The sequence below is a fragment of the Shewanella sp. Iso12 genome, assembly GCF_012030025.1.
Taxonomy (GTDB): Bacteria; Pseudomonadota; Gammaproteobacteria; order Enterobacterales; family Shewanellaceae; genus Shewanella; species Shewanella algae.
The window spans coordinates 809,461-827,734 of the sequence record NZ_JAAUHW010000001.1; the positions used below are offsets into that span (position 1 = coordinate 809,461).

General features: G+C 53.8%; 20 protein-coding genes. 13 read left to right on the forward strand and 7 right to left on the reverse strand.

Annotated elements, in window-relative coordinates:
* Window positions 1-129 precede the first annotated feature (129 nt).
* Window positions 130-642 (reverse strand): MarR family winged helix-turn-helix transcriptional regulator, encoded by a 513-nt coding sequence (locus HCX89_RS03550; protein WP_025011422.1) that lies wholly within the window; start codon window positions 640-642, stop codon window positions 130-132.
* Window positions 643-913: 271 nt separating this feature from the next.
* On the opposite strand from HCX89_RS03550, the gene HCX89_RS03555 reads away from it, so the two are divergent.
* The 8 genes from HCX89_RS03555 to HCX89_RS03590 all read left to right on the forward strand — a co-directional run bounded on the left by HCX89_RS03555 (window position 914) and on the right by HCX89_RS03590 (window position 8,908).
* The gene (locus tag HCX89_RS03555) at window positions 914-2,101 is read left to right on the forward strand and encodes a KamA family radical SAM protein (protein ID WP_025011421.1); all 1,188 of its coding nucleotides are present in this window, start codon (window positions 914-916) and stop codon (window positions 2,099-2,101) included.
* A 3-nt stretch (window positions 2,102-2,104) separates the two neighbouring features.
* Window positions 2,105-3,559 carry a sodium:solute symporter gene (locus HCX89_RS03560; RefSeq protein ID WP_144217299.1) on the forward strand — a complete coding sequence of 485 codons (1,455 nt, stop codon included), beginning with the start codon at window positions 2,105-2,107 and terminating at the stop codon, window positions 3,557-3,559.
* Window positions 3,556-4,386, forward strand: a complete 831-nt coding sequence (ablB, locus tag HCX89_RS03565; RefSeq protein WP_144217296.1) for a putative beta-lysine N-acetyltransferase — start codon at window positions 3,556-3,558, stop codon at window positions 4,384-4,386. Before HCX89_RS03560 ends, ablB begins: the two co-directional genes overlap by 4 nt.
* A 359-nt stretch (window positions 4,387-4,745) precedes the next feature.
* On the forward strand, window positions 4,746-5,894 hold the full coding sequence (gene yiaY, locus HCX89_RS03570; RefSeq protein WP_025011418.1) for an L-threonine dehydrogenase: 1,149 nt from the start codon (window positions 4,746-4,748) through the stop codon (window positions 5,892-5,894).
* 326 nt (window positions 5,895-6,220) lie between these two features.
* Window positions 6,221-6,586 carry a hypothetical protein gene (locus HCX89_RS03575; RefSeq protein WP_025011417.1) on the forward strand — a complete coding sequence of 122 codons (366 nt, stop codon included), beginning with the start codon at window positions 6,221-6,223 and terminating at the stop codon, window positions 6,584-6,586.
* Window positions 6,587-7,021: 435 nt separating this feature from the next.
* Window positions 7,022-8,323 carry an NAD(P)/FAD-dependent oxidoreductase gene (locus HCX89_RS03580; RefSeq protein WP_045282927.1) on the forward strand — a complete coding sequence of 434 codons (1,302 nt, stop codon included), beginning with the start codon at window positions 7,022-7,024 and terminating at the stop codon, window positions 8,321-8,323.
* A gap of 100 nt (window positions 8,324-8,423) precedes the next feature.
* The gene (locus HCX89_RS03585; RefSeq protein WP_025011415.1) at window positions 8,424-8,660 is read left to right on the forward strand and encodes a hypothetical protein; all 237 of its coding nucleotides are present in this window, start codon (window positions 8,424-8,426) and stop codon (window positions 8,658-8,660) included.
* Window positions 8,657-8,908, forward strand: coding sequence for a hypothetical protein (locus HCX89_RS03590; protein ID WP_028778989.1), 252 nt, complete (start codon window positions 8,657-8,659; stop codon window positions 8,906-8,908). Before HCX89_RS03585 ends, HCX89_RS03590 begins: the two co-directional genes overlap by 4 nt.
* Here the strand turns inward: HCX89_RS03590 and HCX89_RS03595 are convergent.
* From HCX89_RS03595 to HCX89_RS03605, 3 genes are read right to left on the reverse strand one after another with little or no spacing between them, the layout of a single operon-like run.
* Window positions 8,905-9,423 carry a YgjV family protein gene (locus HCX89_RS03595; RefSeq protein ID WP_107005648.1) on the reverse strand — a complete coding sequence of 173 codons (519 nt, stop codon included), beginning with the start codon at window positions 9,421-9,423 and terminating at the stop codon, window positions 8,905-8,907. The genes HCX89_RS03590 and HCX89_RS03595 overlap by 4 nt on opposite strands.
* Window positions 9,424-9,483: 60 nt before the next feature.
* Window positions 9,484-10,074 carry a Crp/Fnr family transcriptional regulator gene (locus HCX89_RS03600; protein ID WP_107005647.1) on the reverse strand — a complete coding sequence of 197 codons (591 nt, stop codon included), beginning with the start codon at window positions 10,072-10,074 and terminating at the stop codon, window positions 9,484-9,486.
* Window positions 10,075-10,086: 12 nt separating this feature from the next.
* Window positions 10,087-10,749 carry a hypothetical protein gene (locus tag HCX89_RS03605; RefSeq protein WP_044733953.1) on the reverse strand — a complete coding sequence of 221 codons (663 nt, stop codon included), beginning with the start codon at window positions 10,747-10,749 and terminating at the stop codon, window positions 10,087-10,089.
* Between the two features lie 236 nt (window positions 10,750-10,985).
* Here HCX89_RS03605 and HCX89_RS03610 point away from each other — a divergent pair, with 236 nt between their 5' ends.
* The 5 genes from HCX89_RS03610 to HCX89_RS03630 are packed head-to-tail and all read left to right on the forward strand — an operon-like array spanning window position 10,986 to window position 14,551.
* The gene (locus HCX89_RS03610; protein WP_025890065.1) at window positions 10,986-11,546 is read left to right on the forward strand and encodes a YbhB/YbcL family Raf kinase inhibitor-like protein; all 561 of its coding nucleotides are present in this window, start codon (window positions 10,986-10,988) and stop codon (window positions 11,544-11,546) included.
* Window positions 11,543-12,691 (forward strand): L-dopachrome tautomerase-related protein, encoded by a 1,149-nt coding sequence (locus HCX89_RS03615; RefSeq protein WP_167715082.1) that lies wholly within the window; start codon window positions 11,543-11,545, stop codon window positions 12,689-12,691. The genes HCX89_RS03610 and HCX89_RS03615 overlap by 4 nt, the downstream gene beginning before the upstream one ends.
* A 16-nt stretch (window positions 12,692-12,707) precedes the next feature.
* Window positions 12,708-13,157, forward strand: coding sequence for a VOC family protein (locus HCX89_RS03620; RefSeq protein ID WP_071238036.1), 450 nt, complete (start codon window positions 12,708-12,710; stop codon window positions 13,155-13,157).
* A gap of 34 nt (window positions 13,158-13,191) precedes the next feature.
* Complete coding sequence (locus tag HCX89_RS03625; protein WP_144437937.1) at window positions 13,192-14,082, forward strand: glycine betaine ABC transporter substrate-binding protein; 891 nt, start codon at window positions 13,192-13,194, stop codon at window positions 14,080-14,082.
* Complete coding sequence (locus HCX89_RS03630) at window positions 14,072-14,551, forward strand: Atu1372/SO_1960 family protein (RefSeq protein ID WP_252347977.1); 480 nt, start codon at window positions 14,072-14,074, stop codon at window positions 14,549-14,551. The genes HCX89_RS03625 and HCX89_RS03630 overlap by 11 nt, the downstream gene beginning before the upstream one ends.
* A gap of 84 nt (window positions 14,552-14,635) precedes the next feature.
* On the opposite strand, the gene HCX89_RS03635 is transcribed toward HCX89_RS03630, so the two are convergent.
* The 3 genes from HCX89_RS03635 to HCX89_RS03645 all read right to left on the reverse strand — a co-directional run bounded on the left by HCX89_RS03635 (window position 14,636) and on the right by HCX89_RS03645 (window position 18,236).
* The gene (locus tag HCX89_RS03635; protein ID WP_044733949.1) at window positions 14,636-15,175 is read right to left on the reverse strand and encodes a MarR family winged helix-turn-helix transcriptional regulator; all 540 of its coding nucleotides are present in this window, start codon (window positions 15,173-15,175) and stop codon (window positions 14,636-14,638) included.
* A 145-nt stretch (window positions 15,176-15,320) separates the two neighbouring features.
* Window positions 15,321-15,893: an alkylphosphonate utilization protein gene (locus HCX89_RS03640; protein WP_025011406.1), complete on the reverse strand. Its 573-nt coding sequence runs from the start codon at window positions 15,891-15,893 to the stop codon at window positions 15,321-15,323.
* 99 nt (window positions 15,894-15,992) lie between these two features.
* Window positions 15,993-18,236, reverse strand: a complete 2,244-nt coding sequence (locus HCX89_RS03645; protein ID WP_243891313.1) for a TonB-dependent receptor — start codon at window positions 18,234-18,236, stop codon at window positions 15,993-15,995.
* Window positions 18,237-18,274: the final 38 nt, after the last annotated feature.

Genomic DNA, 18,274 nt, shown 5'->3' on the forward strand with positions numbered 1-18,274 from the left:
ATCTTTCACCAATTGAGTGCAAGACATCGCCGACAAAAGCCGGGATTGGCAACCAGGGGTTGAAAACGGGGGTCAGACAGAAATCAATCTTGGGGTCGCTGACGGCGACCCGCTTGTAAAGAGGAAAACTCAGCTCTTGGTTTGCTTTGGAGTCACAGCTTCCGGCTCATCGCTCGGCTGAATTTGTCCCACCAACAGCATGGGGGCGGCATCCAGCTCTTCGGCATCCATCATGGTGGCAATCCGCTCCACGGCCGACAAGAGCTGGCTCTGCTCCCAGGCCTCCAGCGCTTGATAGCGCTTGATAAAGTGCTCCTGCAGCGGTTTGGGCGCCTGTGCCAGCAAGGCAGCACCGGACTCGCTCAGCAGCAGGTGTACCTTGCGCTTATCGGTTTGGCTGCGCTGACGTATAACCAAGCCCTTGGCTTCAAGACGGTCGATGATAGTGGTGACTGTGGCAGGACTCAGATTGATCTCGGTCGCCACCTGTTTGGCGAGCGGCGATCCCATGGAAGCGATTTTCTGCATCACCATAAGCTGCGGTCCGGTGAGGCCCGAATGCTTACTGAGCTGCCTGGAATGCAGGTCGATGGCGCGGATCACTTTGCGCAGCGAGATTAATAACTGCTCATACTTTTCCATGAATACTTCCCACTCACACTGGTTCGAAAAGGGCTACTGAAATCACCAATAGCCGAAAGGCGCCAGCTTATCAGAAAAGCTCTGCAAACTCATAGCCCATCGACTCAATAGCTGAGTTTTCAAAAATATCACCGCCGACAAATGCAACTTCAGATCAACAAATTGCTCATCTTTTGTTGATACAAAAACCTCATAGTGCAATCATTAGATAACTAACGATTAGAGCTCAAATTAATTGTTGAGTGTTAATTATCAGAAAAGGACTATCCCCATGTCGGCCACCAGCCTGAAGTACAAGAGCGAAGAAAATCCTATTCCACTGAAAGTCATCACAGAGAAGCGGCCATTTTCCAGCCATCAGGCACTGATGCAGTTTGATGTTGCCAATCACTCCTGGCGGGAAACCTTGTCACTGAGCTTTAAGAATGACAAACAACTATCCCAGGTATTCAACAATATTCGCACGGTCGATGACCAAGTTTATGAAGTGATTGCCGCCAGGATCACCCCCTATATAGCCCAGCTGATGGACAAAGATGATCCCAACTGCCCGATTCGGTTGCAGTATGTTCCTGAGCAGGATGAGTTGGAGGTCGCCCCCCATGAAATGGGCGATCAATTGGCGGAAGATGACATGATGCCAGAAGGCACCTCGATAGTGCACAGGTATCCCAATCGGGTGTTGTTCCTGGTGCATAACATCTGTGGCTCCTATTGCCGTCACTGCACCCGCAAACGCATGGTGTCCGATCCGCTCAACGTGATCTCCATGGACAGGATCCGTCGCTCGGTGGAGTATCTGCGCCAACATACAGAGGTGCAGGACGTGCTTCTGTCGGGCGGCGATCCTTTGCTGCTCACAGATGACAAGCTGGATGAAATTCTGTCGATGATCCGAGAGGCCAGACCGGATCTGAAAATACTGCGTATCGGCAGCCGTTTATTGGCGCAGCTTCCTACCCGGGTCACGCCCGAGTTGTGCCGGGTACTGAAGCGTAACCGAGTCACACTGATCAACACCCAAGTGAACCACCCCAGAGAAATCACCCCCTTATTCAGCAAACATATCGCCATGCTCAGGGAAACCGGCATCATGCTCGGCAACCAGAGCGTGCTGATCAAAGGCGTCAACGACAGCATAGACACTATGCAGGAACTGGTGATGGAGTTGGTATCCATAGGCATACGTCCCTATTACGTCTATGCCATGGATCCGGCGCCGGGCAACAGCAAGTTTCAGGTCAGTTATCAGCGAATGCTGCAAATCTATCATGGCATCCGCGGCTGGGTATCCGGCCCGGCAATTCCCACCTTTATCGTCGATGGCGTCGGCGGCCTGGGCAAAATGCCGGTGCAGCCGGAATATGTCAGCAGGCAAACAGGCCCGGAAGGCGAGCGTCTGATAGCCACCAACTTTGAGGGGCGCAGCGCCGACGTATCATTCCTGCTACAGGAGTGATCCATGCACCCTTTGGATTATGGGATTTTCCTGGCGTACCTCGTAGGTTTACTGGGGTTTGGGTACTTCCATTTCAAACGCCACAGTGACGGCGATGACTACTATCTCGGTGGCCGCAATATCAAAGCCAGACACGTAGGCTTTTCCATTGCCGCCACGGATGTGGGCGGCGGATTTTCCATAGGTCTTGCCGGTCTCGGCTTCAGTATGGGGCTGGCGGGCAGTTGGCTGCTGTTTACCGGTTTGCTGGGGGCCTGGTTATCTGCTGTGTTTGTTATTCCCAGGGTCAAACGTCTGGAGCAGGGCGAGCGCTTTTATACCTATCCGGATCTGCTCAAACACAGATTCGGGGCCAGAGTCGCCATGTTGGCCGCCTTGATCTCCTGTATCGGGTATCTGGGGTTTACCGGCGCACAGATCCTCGCCGGTGCCAAACTGGCGGCCGCGACCCTGCTGCCCAAGGGCTTCGATGCCTTGCCGCCGCTGCAGTTGGCGCTCTGGGCCATAGGCGGAACCACCATACTTTACACTGTATTTGGGGGGCTCAAGGCGGTTATCTATACCGACAGCGTCCAGTGGCTCATTTTATTGCTGGGCTTGATTGGCTTTACCCTGCCCTACGCCCTGGTCGAGGTCGGTGGCTGGCAGGGGCTGAGCCGCAACTTGCCGCCATCCCATATGTCACTGACCGCCATAGATCCCATCACGGCCATCAATTGGCTACTCACCATCACACCTGTGTGGCTAATTGCCATGACTCTCTATCAGCGAATGTTTGCCTGTAAAGATAGCGCCACCGCTAAGCGCGCCTGGTATCTGGCCGGGGTGCTTGAATATCCCCTGATGGCGATATCCGGCGTTTTACTGGGGATGTGCGCCAGAGTCATGTTGCCACATATGGACAGTGAAATGGCGGTGCCGGCGATGATCCGCGATCTCTTGCCAATGGGCTTTACCGGGCTGATTATCGCGGCATATTTTTCCGCGATCATGTCCACCGCAGACAGTTGCCTGATGGCAGCATCCGGCAACCTGACCCAAGATCTGCTCGGGCTGGATCCCAGAGGGAACAACACCCTGAGACTGTCGATGATTGCCACTCTATTGCTGGGGCTGGTAGCCATCTATCTCGCCAGTCAGGCCAGGCAGGTATTGGATGCCATTCTCTATGCTTATGCCTTTATGGTTTCCGGACTGTTTGTCCCGACTCTGGCGGCGCTGTTTTGGCCCAGAGTCAGCTCCACGGCGGCACTTTGCGCCATGCTGGGAGGTGGCCTCACGGCGCTGGCGCTACTGACAGAGCTGCTCAAGCTGCCGGATGGCTTGGCTAAACTCGGTCTGGATCCCAGTATCTATGGCATTTTGGTCTCCGCCGGTCTATTGGTGCTGGTCAACATCATTCACCAACTAGCTCCCAAGCCCCGGCTCACCTCGCATCAGGACAGTTCACACTCATGACCCAAGCTCAATTTGATCAGCAACTCAACTTACTCGGCGCCCACATTCAGCATGGCCCGGCCAATGATCGCATCTATCTGATCTCCCTTGGTAATGCCGAACCCGGGCCTTTACTGGATGCACTGAGAGCCCTGGCGCTGCAACATGGCTACGGCAAAATCATCGCCAAGCTACCTGAGCACAAGGCCGGTCTGTTTTTGGCATATGGTTTCAGCGAAGAAGCCAGAATCCCCAATTTTTATCAAAGCCAGGACGCCGTATTTCTCGCCCATTACCAGGACAAAACCAGGCAGTTTCGCACCATGCCGGAGTTGGATACCCTGCTGGAGCGCGCCAGGGCGGATATCAAGCCTGAATTCCATTCAGCGGCCGAGGTCAGTCGCTGCCGCGAAGAGGATCTGCCGCAGATGGCCAGGCTCTATAGCGAGGTGTTTCCCAGCTACCCCTTCCCCATTGAGGATCCGGAATTTTTACGGCAGAACATGGCCAGTGACGTCGACTACTTTGGGATCCGCCGGCAAGGGCAACTAATAGCCCTGGCTTCGGCCGAAAAAGATCCCAAGAGTCTCAGTGCAGAGATGACTGACTTCGCCACTCTGCCACAGGCCCGCGGACAAGGCTGCGCCAGAGCCTTGCTCGCACATATGGAACAAGCAATATTCCACCAGGGCTACCGAACCGCCTATACCATAGCCAGAGCCGTTTCCGTTGGTATGAACCGCACCTTTGCCGCGGCAGATTACCGCTATGGCGGCCGTCTGCATCTCAATACCCAAATAGGCGGTCAGATAGAGAGCATGAACCTATGGCACAAATTAATCGCTTAAATTTTGTTCAACCCAAAATGTAAACCTGACTTCCCAATATCCCGATATTACTGGCAAGCATAAGGTGCAATTCCCCGCCCCATCCGCGAGAATTCCATGCTTTCGGCTAATGGCCCTACAAGTATTAAGGGGTAATATGGTGGCCGTGGGAGCCGCTGCCATCATGGAAAGAAAGGCGTTATCTGCATCTGTGTCATAAAAACAGCTTTTATGTCACTTAGTTTCAACTTTCTCTTAATTTTCCTTCTTTTCGGCGCAGTTCTTGGCGCTGCCTCACACTTTTTGGTCGGATGAGTTGGTAATTTGACACCAAGAGAGAGATACAGATTTCATTTTCAACAGCATATATAGGTGAACTTATGGCTGCTAAATTCTTTATCCCTTCAGTAAACGTCCTGGGTCAGGGCGCTGTAGACGATGCTATCGGTGATATCCAGACTCTGGGATTCAAACGGGCATTGATAGTGACAGACAAACCGCTGGTCAGCATAGGTCTGGTGGGACAGATCGCCGAAAAGCTGGGTCAGGCAGGCATTACCGCCACTGTATTCGATGGCGTTCAACCCAACCCAACCGTTGGTAACGTGGAAGCGGGCCTTGAGTTACTGCGCGCCAACGACTGTGACTTCGTGATCTCCCTGGGCGGCGGTTCACCACACGATTGCGCCAAGGGTATTGCCCTGGTTGCAGCCAATGGTGGCTCCATCAAAGATTACGAAGGCCTGGATCAGTCCACCAAGCCCCAATTGCCGCTGGTGGCTATCAACACAACCGCCGGTACCGCCAGTGAAATGACCCGCTTCTGCATCATCACAGATGAAAGCCGTCATATAAAGATGGCCATTGTCGACAAGCACACAACCCCCATCATCTCGGTCAACGACCCTGAGCTGATGCTGAAAAAACCTGCCAGCCTGACAGCGGCAACCGGTATGGATGCCCTGACTCACGCGGTAGAAGCCTATGTTTCCATCGCCGCCAATCCAATCACTGATGCCTGCGCCATCAAGGCTATTGAGCTTATTCATGCCAACCTGATCAATGCGGTAGAGCATGGTGACAATATCCAGGCCCGTGAACAGATGGCATACGCCCAGTTCCTCGCCGGTATGGCATTCAACAACGCCAGCCTGGGTTACGTACATGCCATGGCGCACCAGTTGGGTGGTTTCTACGATCTGCCCCATGGCGTTTGTAACGCACTCTTGCTGCCTTATGTGCAGGAATACAATGCTCAGGTCGCGGCTCCAAGACTGAAAGATGTTGCCAAAGCCATGGGTGTTGATGTCAGTGCCATGAGCGATGAACAGGGTGCTGCGGCAGCTATCAAGGCGATTAAAGAATTGGCTGCGGCAGTAAAAATCCCTGAAAACCTGACAAAAATTGGAGTAAAAGCCGAAGATATTCCTGTGCTTGCAGAGAATGCTCTGAAAGACGCCTGCGGCTTTACCAACCCCAAACAGGCGACTCACGAGGAAATTTGCCAAATTTTCACTAACGCACTTTGATACATGTGTAATATAATTTCACAGTCTGCTTTTTCCCTGCAATGAGAAAGCTGTACAAGAGGCCCGCTCACCGAGCGGGCCTCTTCTCTTTCAGTTACCACTCTCTTCAAGCTTCCAAGCCCATCAGCTCAGCATTTCAACGGTTATTCGGCAACAGCTAAATTTTGAGATCTGTCCCCGGTTTATTTCTGTCGAATACAGGCTAAATGAGATTAAGAGCAACAAGCAATAAGGAGTACACCCCGCGTTTGTAACCCTTGTCACAGTGGCCGATTGTTAGTTCAGCCCCTATGATAAATTCAGGAATCAACCAGGCAGGATACCTTATGACAGCCATTACCCAGATAATCAATTACACAGTTCGTTGCCCCCATTATCAGGATCAGAGCGCCGAAGCGACATGGCGCAATCACATCGAAATCAATCACTCGGCAGAAATCGCCCTCGACCGACTCAGCAAGTGGCATGCTCACTCTGGTAACAGGGTATTTTGTTTTCAGAACATAGTAGTGCGTAAGGCTGAAAAGGAGGAGGCTTACTTCGCTATGATCAGCGAGAGATTAAAACCCAGCGGCCATGCCCTGGTCACGCTCAAAGTTTTTATGGACAAGTGCACCAAAGACACCTCTGTCGAAGAGATAGTGGAGCACATATATCAAGACTGTCAGGCTCGCCTGGAAAGCCTTGGTTGAACCGCCCTGGAGCCGATTACCCCTGAGTCAATCAAGCTTCCATAGGCAATGCTCTCAATTGGCCGTATCCTTGTCATCTACTGGTAAAGATACGGCCAAACAAGCGCCAGTTCACAGATTTACTACGGACAACGGCGATAGATCACAGTTATTCAATTCATTCCGGCACAAATCCGATAGATAATATCATTTCTGAGAAAATCATTTCCTTATTTTTCAAAAGCTAATAAAAGAAAACTCAAACTTACCCCAAATATAATCCATTTTTAGGCCAATTGTTGGCAAACCCTGCCACTGCTAGACTTTCCACCGCGGGCCAAAGTCTAAAGATCTCAATCATTCAGGCCTTGCGGGGTTGATGCAAATCAGGGCGAACGAGTTCGCCCGCCGGAATAACAGAATTTGTTTTTAAATCTGCAACAGGAAAGCCATTAAATGCACGAGTTAGCCAATATCGTCATCGTCGGCGGCGGCGCCGGTGGTATGGAGATCGCCACCAAACTGGGCCATAAACTGGGCCGCAAAGCCAAGGCCAGAGTCACGCTTATCGATGTCGCCGACAGCCATGTCTGGAAACCCCTGCTCCATGAGGTCGCCACAGGCGCATTGGATGTCGGGGTTGATGCCATCAGTTACCGCAGTCACGCAGCCGCTCACGGCTATCACTTTCAGCAAGGCGCCATGACGGACATAGACCGCAAAGCCAAGCAAGTGATACTGGCGCCCATTTGTGATGACAAAGGTGAAGAACTGTTGCCATCACGGCGCATCGACTATGACTATCTGGTGGTTGCCATCGGCAGTATCGCCAACGACTTCAATATTCCCGGGGTGCGGGAACACTGCGTCTTCCTCGACAACACAGAACAGGCCATGGCCATCCGCCAGCGCTTGTTGAACAAGTTTATGCGTTATGCCAGCCATCAACAGTTGGATGAGAAGATCAAAATCGCCGTCGTCGGCGCCGGTGCCACCGGGGTGGAGATGTCGGCCGAAATGCATCACGCAGTGGATCAGCTCAAGGGCTTTGGCTACAAGATAGATACCAGCCTGTTGGAAGTCACCCTGATTGAGGCCGACAAACGAATACTGCCCAAGGTGGAAAAGGAAGAGATCTCGGCGGCAGTCGCCAGAGAACTGAGCACTCTGGGAGTCCGGGTGATGACCAATACCCGTATCACCCAGGTGACGGCCAAGGCGTTGACTACCAGTGAAGGCGAAGAGATCCCGAGCGATATGGTGATCTGGTCCACCGGGGTCAAGGCGCCTGAGTTTCTCCACGGCATTGGCGGCCTGGAAAGCAATCATATCCATCAACTGCTGGTCAAACCCAATGCCCAAACCACGCTGGATGAGCATATCTTTGCCATTGGGGACTGTGCCGCTTGTCCGCAGCCGGACGGCAGCTGGGTGCCGCCAAGGGGCCAGGCCGCCAGGCAGATGGCCTTGATGACAGCGGATAACATCATAGCCATGCTCGGCGGCAAAACTCCCTCGAAAGAGTACCTTTACAAGGATCTCGGTTCACTGGTGAACCTGTCACGCTTCCACACGGTCGGCAACCTGATGTCTTTCATTGGCGGAGGCGTCATGGTCGAAGGCAAGATAGCCAGATTTGTTTATACCTCTCTCTATCGCCGCCATTTGATAGAGCTGCACGGCGTGGTCAAGGGCACCCTGCTGATGTTTGCCAAGGGGATAACCCGGATAATCCATCCCCACCTCAAGCTGCATTGATAAAGGGGGCGCCAGGCGCCCCTCTTTTATTTGCCACGCCGGCAAGGCTATAATCGCTGCAGACTTATTTACCCGTAACAGACGAATTCAGATACTGCCTATGACAGCTCAATCCGCCGACTTTTCCAATATCAACCAAAGCAGCGCCCAGTCCTTCAAGGCGCAGAAAAATCTGATCAAACAACTGCTGGCCGGTAAAAAAGTGCCCTGCCCTAAATGCCAACAAGCCTTGAGTGCCACCCTGCCACCGGCAAAATCCACCTCAGAGCTTGCCAGCATCCGCTGCCCCAAGGGCTGCACTGATATTGAGCTGGAAACCGAACTGCCGGGCAAGTGAGTAAGCCCAATAAAAAAGGACCGCAACAGACGGTGGAAATCATCTGCTGCGGCTGCAAGGCAAAACTGTTCAAATATCGAAAGGGCGGCAAAGGCGCCTTGGTTAAATGTTTTGTCGAACGGATCCTGACAGATCATACGCAAACGCCCTGTACCTGCCCCGGCTGCGGCCAGGTCTTCGCCCGTCAGGCACTGATCCGCGGCGTGCCTGCATTCAAGATTATCGGTGGCAAGGCGCGCATGAATTAGCCCCCTTGTACGGGCGCAGAGCCTTTGCGGCGCAGATAGAAACGGTAGTATCCCAACAGATTGCTGCCGATAAACACAGACTCCATTAATACCGCCATCGGCGAACCCAACAGGATGTTATTCAGCAGCCAACAACCGCTGCCGATGAACATCAGCTCCCTTAATCGTTTGTCATCACGGCAAAAGGCCGCCCTGGTCTGCAACAAACTGCCGGCCAGACTCAAAAGATCGAGCCATTGATTGAAACTCAGAGCCACGGCCGTGACCGAAGCGGCCATAAACAGCCACATCAGACGTCTGTCGACGGTGAAGATACTGACAAAGAATCTGACACTGGCAACCAACATTAAAATGGCCGGGCTCCAGTGGTTGAGCAAGATAAAATGCGCCGAGATCAGCAGGCCCGACACCACCAGACAAGCGAGCACGGCGCGCCTGTGCCTGAACTGGAATGACAAAAGATCGCTGAACAGCGCCAGAGTGACCAACAGCTGTGAAATAACAAAAATGGACAACACAGTATCCCGGAAGATTGAAACCGGCCGCTATTGTGCTGTGCCATTGAGGCGATGGCATTAACTTAGGTTAAGACGCCGGCGAATACGGCTGAGGCTCTCTGGGGTGATGCCGATATAGTTGGCCAACTGCACCTGGCTCAGGGCGCTTATCCAGTGTGGCCAATGATTTTTTAACCACAGGTAGCGCTGCTCTGGCGACTTGAGTAATAGAAAAGCTTCTTTCTGCTCCTTGTAGCGCAACTGGGCACGCAGCAATGAAAGCTCGGCGCGCTGAAACCCGCCAAGCTCAAACAGGCTCAGGGGCACAACCACCAGAGTGCTGTTTTCCAGTGCCTCAAGTTGATAACGGGCAGGCTCAGCACTGAGAAAACTGCTGTAAAGCAGACAAAATTCGCCAGGGAAATAGAACTCTTTGCAGCGCTGCTGACCATCACTCAGATAGTGGCAGGCCCGCAGCAGCCCATTGAGCAATAAAAAGCCCGACTGCTGTTTGCCACCTTGTGCCAGCAGCACCTCACCTGCCTGACAACTTTTCAGCTGAGCCTTATCCAAGAGTGGCGCCAAAGCACTGGGTTCAAGCCCCAACTCAAGGAAAAAGTCTGTCAGCGCCTGAAAAGCGGCCTGATGAGACATAGATTCATGGCTCATTCAGTCGGGCGCCTATTGGGAAGAAGACGGCAGAATCGAGGTAAGCGTCACAAAGAAAGTGCGTTCCATATACTCGCCCGGCGCTTCGGCCATGGATTGCTCCTGGGTGCGGGTCTTCAGCGCCAGAGTCACGCTGTAAGGCGGGTCGAACGGCTCTTTGGGGGTAATGGCTTCAATCTCAATCCGGTCGCCGAGAAACTGGCTGGCCAGATGCGCAATGGCGCCGGTTTGATAGTCAAATCTGAACATGCCCAAATACCAGAACACACCTGAGCCCTGGGTTGTCACCGCGAACGGAACAACAAACTGCATGGATTCGGCATTGCCGGGCAAGTTTAAAGGGGTCAGCTTACGGTAATCGAGCAACACCTCCCCACGAACCACTTCATCCTGATATTCGCCAAACGCCAGATGCTGCTCTTCCTTAAAGCCGGTAAGAGTGACTGACTTATTGCTGTCCGGCAAACGGATCCTGAACTGTTCTCGGGTATCCAGACTGAACAGCCGCTTCATCACCCCCTTGGCCCCGCCATCGAATTCAGCCAGTGGACGCACCATATCGTTTTCCCTGACATAGAGGTCATCCTCGGTGAAGTTGAACCTGTAGATCCCAAGAGCGATCACCGCCAGAAACACCAGCCCCAACACTACAGCCACACGAATAAACAGCTTCATAATCCATCCCGTTAACACACACACCCGGCCATATCGGCACACAGACTTACCTTAACCCCAAAGCCTAATGGCCGCAGCCGGGATCTGAATTCCTGTCAGCCCGGGTTCAGTCAAAACCGCCTTTTTCAAAAAATTTTTGAAACTAAAGCCAACGGCTGCCCGCTTATCCCAGGAAAGCTTTTCTCTATGATAACGCCAATCAACCAAATTCACTTTAATTTAAAGGATATTACACCATGAAATACGGTATCGGATACCTTTTGGGGCTTGGTGCTCTGGCATTACAACCCTTGGCCCATGGCGCAGATTTACAACTGAAAAGCTCATTAACGGCCAATCGAGTCATACCGGCAGACTACTACTGGAACCAATTCGGTTGCAGCGGTGCCAACCTGGCGCCCAGGCTGGACTGGCAAAATGCGCCGGCAGGAACCAAGAGTTTTGCCATCACCTTTTACGATCAGGATGCTCCCACAGGTTCAGGCTTCTGGCACAGGGTGGTATATGACATTCCCGCCAATGTCCACAGCCTGCCGGGCGGCAAAGATGGCGGCCCCTTACCGGAAGGCGCCATTGAGTCAAACACAGATCTGGGAAAACCCGGTTTCTTCGGCCCTTGCCCACCCGAGGGGCGTCAGCACAGATACAAGTGGACAGTCCATGCGCTGGATGTGGCCAAACTGCCGGTAAAACCCGACTATTCAGCGGCGCTGACCGGCTTCTTCCTCTGGCAACACACTCTGGCCAAGAGCGAACTCGTGCTGCTGGCCGGCCCAAGAAAGGAGTCAACCCAATGAAACTCCTGACTCTGTCTACCCTGCTGGCCGGCGCACTGGTCTCCTTTGGTATCTCAGCCGCCGCGGCACCCGCTTCACAATTCTCTGAGAGCCAAGTTCAGGTTTACCGCACTACAGAGCAGGCTGTCGGTGGTATCAGCTTCACGCCTAGCGGGCGTATGTTGGTGAGTTTTCACCCCTTTTACGAGCCTGAAACCAAGGTGGCGGAAATCCTCGCCGATGGCAGCAGCAAACCATTTCCAAACCGCGACTGGCAAGGCTGTGTCCGCGCCGACGGCAGCCAGAAAGATCCCGATACCTGCCTCAACTGGGTTCTTGGTCTGCGTACCGATGCCAACGGCATTGTCTGGTTGCTGGACTCGGGCCAGGCCAGCCCCAGAGTCACCCCGAAACTGGTGGCCTGGAACAGCAATACCGACAAGCTGGAGCGGATTATCCACTTGCCATCACCTGTATCCCTGCCGGAGTCGCAGCACAATGACTTACTGATATCCCCCAAGCATCAGTTGATTGTTATCGCCGATGAAGGTATTGCCACCGGGCCTGTGGGCGACAAGGCTGCTCTGGTAGTGGTAGATCTCAAAACAGGCCAGAGCCGCCGGGTACTGCAGGGCCATCCGAGCGTGATGCCTGACACCAAGCGCCCGATAGTGATAGATGCCGGCACAGCCGGGCAGAAATCGATTCCCGTTTATGTGGGCGTCGATGGTATTGCCATGGATAAAGATGAAGAGTGGCTCTACTTTGCCCCGCTCAACAAGGGGGAACTGTACCGGATCCCCATGTTGGCGTTGGCCAATCCTTCCCTGCCGGCAAGCGTGCTGGCCAATCAGGTGCAGTTTTGGGCCCACAAACCCAATAACGGCGGCCTGAGCATAGATGTCGACGGCAATCTCTACCTCACCGAAGTCGGCGAGCGCCGTATCGGCATTATTCCGGCAAGCAGTCGTGAGTATCGCCCCTTTGCCACAGATCCGAGAATGATCTGGCCAGACGGTGTCAGCCTGGGTGCCGATGGCTTCCTCTACAGCGCCGCCGCACAGCTGCCGCTGTCTGCGCCACTGAACGATGGCAAGGCCGAAAACCAACCCCCTTACTACATCTTCCGCTTCAAACCTTTGAGCGCCGGTGTAGCAGGAAACTGAAACCAAGGAGTCCATCATGAATATTCAGGGATTGGATCACTACACACTGCGCAGCAGTAAGCTGCAGCAGACCCGAGATTTCTACTGCCGGGTTGTCGGCTTGAGCGAGGGCTACCGCCCTGCGTTCGCCTTTCCGGGCCATTGGTTGTATGCCGCAGACAAACCTGTGCTGCATCTGGTGGCCGCCGAGCAAAACCCGGCACTCGAGGCCTACCTGGGACAAAGGCGCAGCACCAATGGCTCCGGCGTCGTGGATCATCTGGCCTTTCGCGGCGCAGACCTAAGTGCCATGCAGCACAAACTGCTTGCACTTGAGCTGCATTTTCGCGAGCGGCAGGTTCCTGAAATTCTTGAACATCAACTGTTTCTGGAAGACCCCAACGGCATTACCGTCGAGATGATTTTTCCCTTCTCACCGGACAATAAGGTCCTGGGAGAAGCCATGCCCAAGCTGAGATTTCGCTGATCCTAACGGCAATACCTTTGACAGGAGAAACCCCATGCCAAACCCGATACCAAACCAAGCAGTCACTTCAGCATCACAGGAAACGCCGCTGCGGCTGGGAGTCACCAATCTCAGCTTTCACCGGGCCACTGCCGCCATTGTTGTCCATGTGCTGGATATCATGGGTAAATCGGTGCAATTGAGTTTTGCCGATCATCAGGCCAACTTCGACGCCCTGGGCCGGGGCGAGCTTGATCTGCTCTGCTCCGCCTGGTTACCCCACAGCCACGGCATCTATCTGGATAAGGTCAGGCAAAATCTAGAGGTGCGGGAACTGGGGCTGCATTATGAACCCTATGCCCTCTGGGGCGTGCCAGAGTATGTGCCGCAAGAGCAAGTGGATTCGGTGACGGATCTACTGCGCCCAGACGTGTTGAAGAAAATGCGCCGCCACATTCAAGGCATTGGCCCGGGTGCCGGCATCAGCCGTTTCTCAAAACAGATGATGCAGGATTATGGTCTGCAACGGGCCGGCTATGAGTTCCATACCGGCACTGAGCAGCAATGTTTCGACGCCTTTGAGGATGCACTGCAACACAAGACCTGGGCCGTGGTGCCCCTGTGGCAACCCCAGTTTTTGCATCATAAATACAAGATACGGGAACTCAAGGATCCAAAAGGTCTGCTGGGTGGAAAAGATCGCGCCGTACTCTTGCTGGCAGAAAATGCCGCCGGTCACTTTACTCAGGCTCAGCTGCGGGTGCTGGATAATATTCGGATGCTCAATAGGGACATTGCCGAGCTGGACTATGCCATCAACCGCGAAGGCCTTAGCGCAGAAGAAGCTGCCGGACGTTGGCTGAGTGCTCATCCGGTTATCCTGTCCCAATGGCTGTCTCCCCTTTGGCGTCGTCAAACCTGTGAGGAATCGAATCATGATGCATGACACACCTGAGCAGCGGCTCAACGCCATGGGAATGAGTCTGCCCCGGGTCGCTTCGGCGCTCGGCAACTACGAGCCTGTAGTGATCAGCGGCCATCAACTACTGACCTCAGGCCAGTTTCCCTTTGAAGAGGGCAAGATAAAGTATCAGGGTCGGCTAGGGGTAGATCTGGAATTGTCGGATGGCTATGCCGCCTGTCAGTTGGCGGCGCTCAACGCCATAGCCCAATTGCAACAGGCGTTGGGAAACCTCTCACGGATAAAACAGATTATCCGCCTCGAGGGAGTGCTCAATGTCGCCGACGGCTTTTTCGACCACCCCAGAGCCTTGGATGGCGCCTCGGATCTGCTGCTGGCGGTATTCGGTGAAGCCGGACGCCACACCCGGATGATCTGGAGTAACCCTGTAATGCCACTGAACAGCTTGTGTTTGGTCTATCTGGTGGCGGATCTGCGCCCTCTGGAGGATTGAAGTCACTTAAAGGCCAGCTCTTTTTTAATCCCCGGCTTGCCGGGGCGGATCATCGCGGTCGTCTGCACCGGAAGCTCATCAGGCTCAGGACTCAAGTTCACCCAACCAGCCCTTGAGCAGCGCAGCCAGTTTTTGCCTGTCTTTGACCGAGATCCCTTTAAGCAACTGCTGCTGAGCCGCCATATGGGCCGGCAGTGCGGCCTCCACCTTGGCCTTGCCTTCGGCAGTAAGCTGTACATTCACCGCCCGACGGTCTTCGGTACAGTGACTGCGGCAGATGAGCCCTTTCTGCTCCAGCTTATCCAAACGGCTGGTCATGGCGCCTGAGGTCAGCATCATGCTCTGGTGCAATTGCCCCGGGGTCAGAGTGTAAGGCTCACCGCTGCGACGCAAGGTTGCCAGTACATCAAACTCCCCCTGACGCAGACCGAACTCGCCATGGCAGCGAAGGATTTCGGTTTCTATATGCTTATGTATTCTGGCCAGGCGACCAAAGACTTCCATCGGTTGCAGATCATCAGTAACACCGGCGGCCAGCCACTGACTGACTATGGTGTCTACGCCATCCTTGATATCTTTGGCTTGTGGCTTGTGGGTTTGTGTTTTCAGCTCTTCCTGCGACATAATTATCTCGATAACAAGATTCTTAACAAGGAATCATATTCCAGCGTGCGACAAATCCCAAGCCCTGAAATGAAAAACGCCGCAGAAATCGATTTCTGCGGCGTTTTTTAACTGCATTAATCAGCGAAGAGGCGAACAGCTCCGCTTAAGATTTCTTCACATAGCAGCTCAGGATAACGATGCGGGTACCATTGACCCGGCCTTCGATATGCTCAGGGTTGTTGGTCAGAGCTATGTTACGCACGGCGGTGCCACGCTTGGCCACAAAGCTGGTGCCCTTCACGTTGAGATCTTTAATAATCACTACGGTATCACCGGCGGCCAACTGAGTGCCATTGCTGTCCAGTGTCGGCGCCGAATCATCGCTGTCGGCCGCCAGAGACTCGGCATCGCCCCAGGCTTTAAGATCGTCTTCCAGATAAAGCATATCCAGCAGATCCTGAGCCCAACCTTCGCCACTGAGGCGCTTGAGCATGCGGTAAGCCATTACCTGTACGGCAGGAACCTGACTCCACATACTGTCGTTCAGGCAACGCCAGTGGTTAACATCCATGGTGTCCGGAGCGGCAATCTGACCTTCACAGGTAGCGCAGATCATGATGTCACCGTCGGTGCGATCACCCGAGTGAGGCAGATCGTAGACAGACAGAGCGCCTTCGGCTCCACAGAGTTCACATTTCCCGCCACAGCGGCTTTGCAGTTCAGTTTCTGAAGTCATTACTAATATTCTTCGGTCAGGCAAAACGCACATTATGCCGCAAAATCAGAGCTTGATCAGGTTTGCAGCTCACAAAAGCACAAAATAACTGGGGTTTTATCAGAACTGGTACGCCAGACTGAGGCGAATATCCCGTCCCTGAGCCGCAATGCCATCGGCCAGATGCGGACTGTAATACTGATTTGTCAAGTTACGCAGCGCCAGCCTCAGCTCAAGCCCCTGCAACATATCTTCCGGCTGGAAGGCAAGATACAAGTCTTGCAGAAAATAGGCCTGGCTCGGTCTATCGCTGACAAACAGGCCCTCTTCCGGCACCTTCTGCTGCGCATCATACCAACTGCCACGCCAGGAGAGCGACAGCTCGGGAGTCAGGTAATACCCCAGGTGCAGACGCATATTGAGCGGAGGAATGTCTGCCAGGTTTTCATCCCTGCCACTGCTGTCACGCAGGCTGCCGCTGTGCTTGCCGCGGGTATAGGAAGCCGTATAGTCGGCAAACCAATCGTGCCAACGGTATTGAGCCTCGAAGTCGCCACCGTAGATATGGTAGCCGTCGAGATTCACATAACCGCTCTCAAATGGCTGACTCTTGTCGACCCAGAGCCCTTTGCGCTGGGCGATATCCTGTTTTCCCTGATTCCAATACAGAGTCAGTTGGGTCGAGAGCCTGTCATCGCCGGCGAAGACCCCATCAAAGGCGCTGCTCAGCCCAAGCTTATAGGCGTGCAGCCGCTCGACATCTACCCCGCGACTGGTCGCCTGAGCACTACTGGCCTTGGCATATTGCACCGCATAAATCTCATCCACCACAGGTGCCTGCAGGCTATAGGCATAGTCCAGGGTCAGGAAACTGACATCACCGAGACGGTATTCCAGCCCAAGCCTTGGCGACCAACCGCTGTGGCGGGTAGAGGAAAAGTCATGGCCGACACTGGGGTCGTTGTAATCCGGCGCCAGATTGCCATGGCCTATGCTGTAAATACTGTCGAACCGCAGCGATGGTTTTAGGATGAGGTTGTCCGTCAGGGCAATGCTGTCGCTGATATAAAAAGCGTAGGTATCCTGGCGACCTCCAGGCTGATAGTAAGGCGTGTACAGGCCGAAGTTTTTCTCCGCCTTGTTCTGATAACTCTTGTTGAATACCAGTGAGCGGCGATCGAGCGAGCGGTACTGCAGCCCCACAGTCAGCAAGTGGTCACCCAACTGGCTGGTGTTGTTGATATCGATAAAGTCCCTGTCGTATTCGAGCCAGGACTCGTGGCCAAAGTTACCTACAGAAACAAACATCTTATCGAAGGCTATCTGGGGCCTTACCCAGTGCCTGTCGTTACTGCTGCTGGACAGCGCCAATTGCAGATCCCACAGCGGACTGGCCGGTGTATAACGGTAGTTGAGTGAAACTGTGCGGTCTTTGTAACTGTTGAGGGCGGTATTGGCGTATTCTGCCGCCTCAAAAGAGCCGTACTTTTTGATATTGAACTCAGATACAGTGGGCATTTCGCCGCGACGGTTGGCCCAGGGTTTACGGCCTTCATCATCGTAGGAGGTATAGCTCAAAGACAACTTGTGCGCCCCCAGCTCATAATCCAGCTTGGCCAGGAGGTTGTTTTGCCGATAACCTGAGAAACGAAACACCTGGCCGTTGCCCAGCTCAAGATCGCCAGCATCTTTATAGCTGTAGTTAACAAGTGCCGACAGCCCTGAGTTCAAGCGGCCATAAAGCGTACCTGTGTAAGTCTCCAAGCCGTTGTTATCGGCATAGCTGGCCTTGACTCTGGCGCCCAATTTTTTGCCGTAATCCAGAAAATCATCGGCACTCTTGGTCACCACATACATGGAGCCACCGAAACCACCATTGCCGGAGCGGGGATCGTGGGCGCCCTTGATCACCTCAATTCGCTTGACCATATCCGGGTCGATAAAGAAAGAGCCGTAGCGATACTGTTCAAACCCGACCGGGGCGTTGTCGACATAGACATTGAGATCTTCTGTCTCACCAAAGCCCCAAACATTGACTTTCTCACCGCCGCTACGGGGGCCGCCATCAAGAGTGATGCCGGGCACAGTGTCCAGCACTTCGGCAAAGTTTCCCGCCTGTTGCTCCTCTATGTCCTCCAATGTCACCAAGGCTTCGCCCGGACGGGTCAGCGTCAGTTCCCGACGAAAAGGCTGGCCACGTACCTCTATGATCTCTATCGCTTCCACCTTAGGCTCACCCAGCACACTGGTACCACTCTTGAGCGGCTGAGAAGTGGCGGCCAGCAAGGGCCAGGGCGCCAAGGCACACAGCAGTAATGGCAGCTTGCCGCTCGGCGCCATTCGCCGGGATTGTTCGCTTGTCATCTATCATCTCCCCTTAAAAATAAGGCGGCATTATAAGA

Coding starts and splice junctions, on each gene's coding strand:
- HCX89_RS03600 (WP_107005647.1), bottom strand. CDS start 10,074: ATGAGCCATGAATCTATGTCTCATCAGGCCGCTTTTCAGGCGCTGACA.
- HCX89_RS03575 (WP_025011417.1), top strand. CDS start 6,221: ATGACAGCCATTACCCAGATAATCAATTACACAGTTCGTTGCCCCCAT.
- HCX89_RS03605 (WP_044733953.1), bottom strand. CDS start 10,749: ATGAAGCTGTTTATTCGTGTGGCTGTAGTGTTGGGGCTGGTGTTTCTG.
- HCX89_RS03585 (WP_025011415.1), top strand. CDS start 8,424: ATGACAGCTCAATCCGCCGACTTTTCCAATATCAACCAAAGCAGCGCC.
- HCX89_RS03610 (WP_025890065.1), top strand. CDS start 10,986: ATGAAATACGGTATCGGATACCTTTTGGGGCTTGGTGCTCTGGCATTA.
- yiaY (WP_025011418.1), top strand. CDS start 4,746: ATGGCTGCTAAATTCTTTATCCCTTCAGTAAACGTCCTGGGTCAGGGC.
- HCX89_RS03615 (WP_167715082.1), top strand. CDS start 11,543: ATGAAACTCCTGACTCTGTCTACCCTGCTGGCCGGCGCACTGGTCTCC.
- HCX89_RS03630 (WP_252347977.1), top strand. CDS start 14,072: ATGATGCATGACACACCTGAGCAGCGGCTCAACGCCATGGGAATGAGT.
- ablB (WP_144217296.1), top strand. CDS start 3,556: ATGACCCAAGCTCAATTTGATCAGCAACTCAACTTACTCGGCGCCCAC.
- HCX89_RS03640 (WP_025011406.1), bottom strand. CDS start 15,893: ATGACTTCAGAAACTGAACTGCAAAGCCGCTGTGGCGGGAAATGTGAA.
- HCX89_RS03645 (WP_243891313.1), bottom strand. CDS start 18,236: ATGACAAGCGAACAATCCCGGCGAATGGCGCCGAGCGGCAAGCTGCCA.
- HCX89_RS03625 (WP_144437937.1), top strand. CDS start 13,192: ATGCCAAACCCGATACCAAACCAAGCAGTCACTTCAGCATCACAGGAA.
- HCX89_RS03635 (WP_044733949.1), bottom strand. CDS start 15,175: ATGTCGCAGGAAGAGCTGAAAACACAAACCCACAAGCCACAAGCCAAA.
- HCX89_RS03550 (WP_025011422.1), bottom strand. CDS start 642: ATGGAAAAGTATGAGCAGTTATTAATCTCGCTGCGCAAAGTGATCCGC.
- HCX89_RS03620 (WP_071238036.1), top strand. CDS start 12,708: ATGAATATTCAGGGATTGGATCACTACACACTGCGCAGCAGTAAGCTG.
- HCX89_RS03580 (WP_045282927.1), top strand. CDS start 7,022: ATGCACGAGTTAGCCAATATCGTCATCGTCGGCGGCGGCGCCGGTGGT.
- HCX89_RS03560 (WP_144217299.1), top strand. CDS start 2,105: ATGCACCCTTTGGATTATGGGATTTTCCTGGCGTACCTCGTAGGTTTA.
- HCX89_RS03555 (WP_025011421.1), top strand. CDS start 914: ATGTCGGCCACCAGCCTGAAGTACAAGAGCGAAGAAAATCCTATTCCA.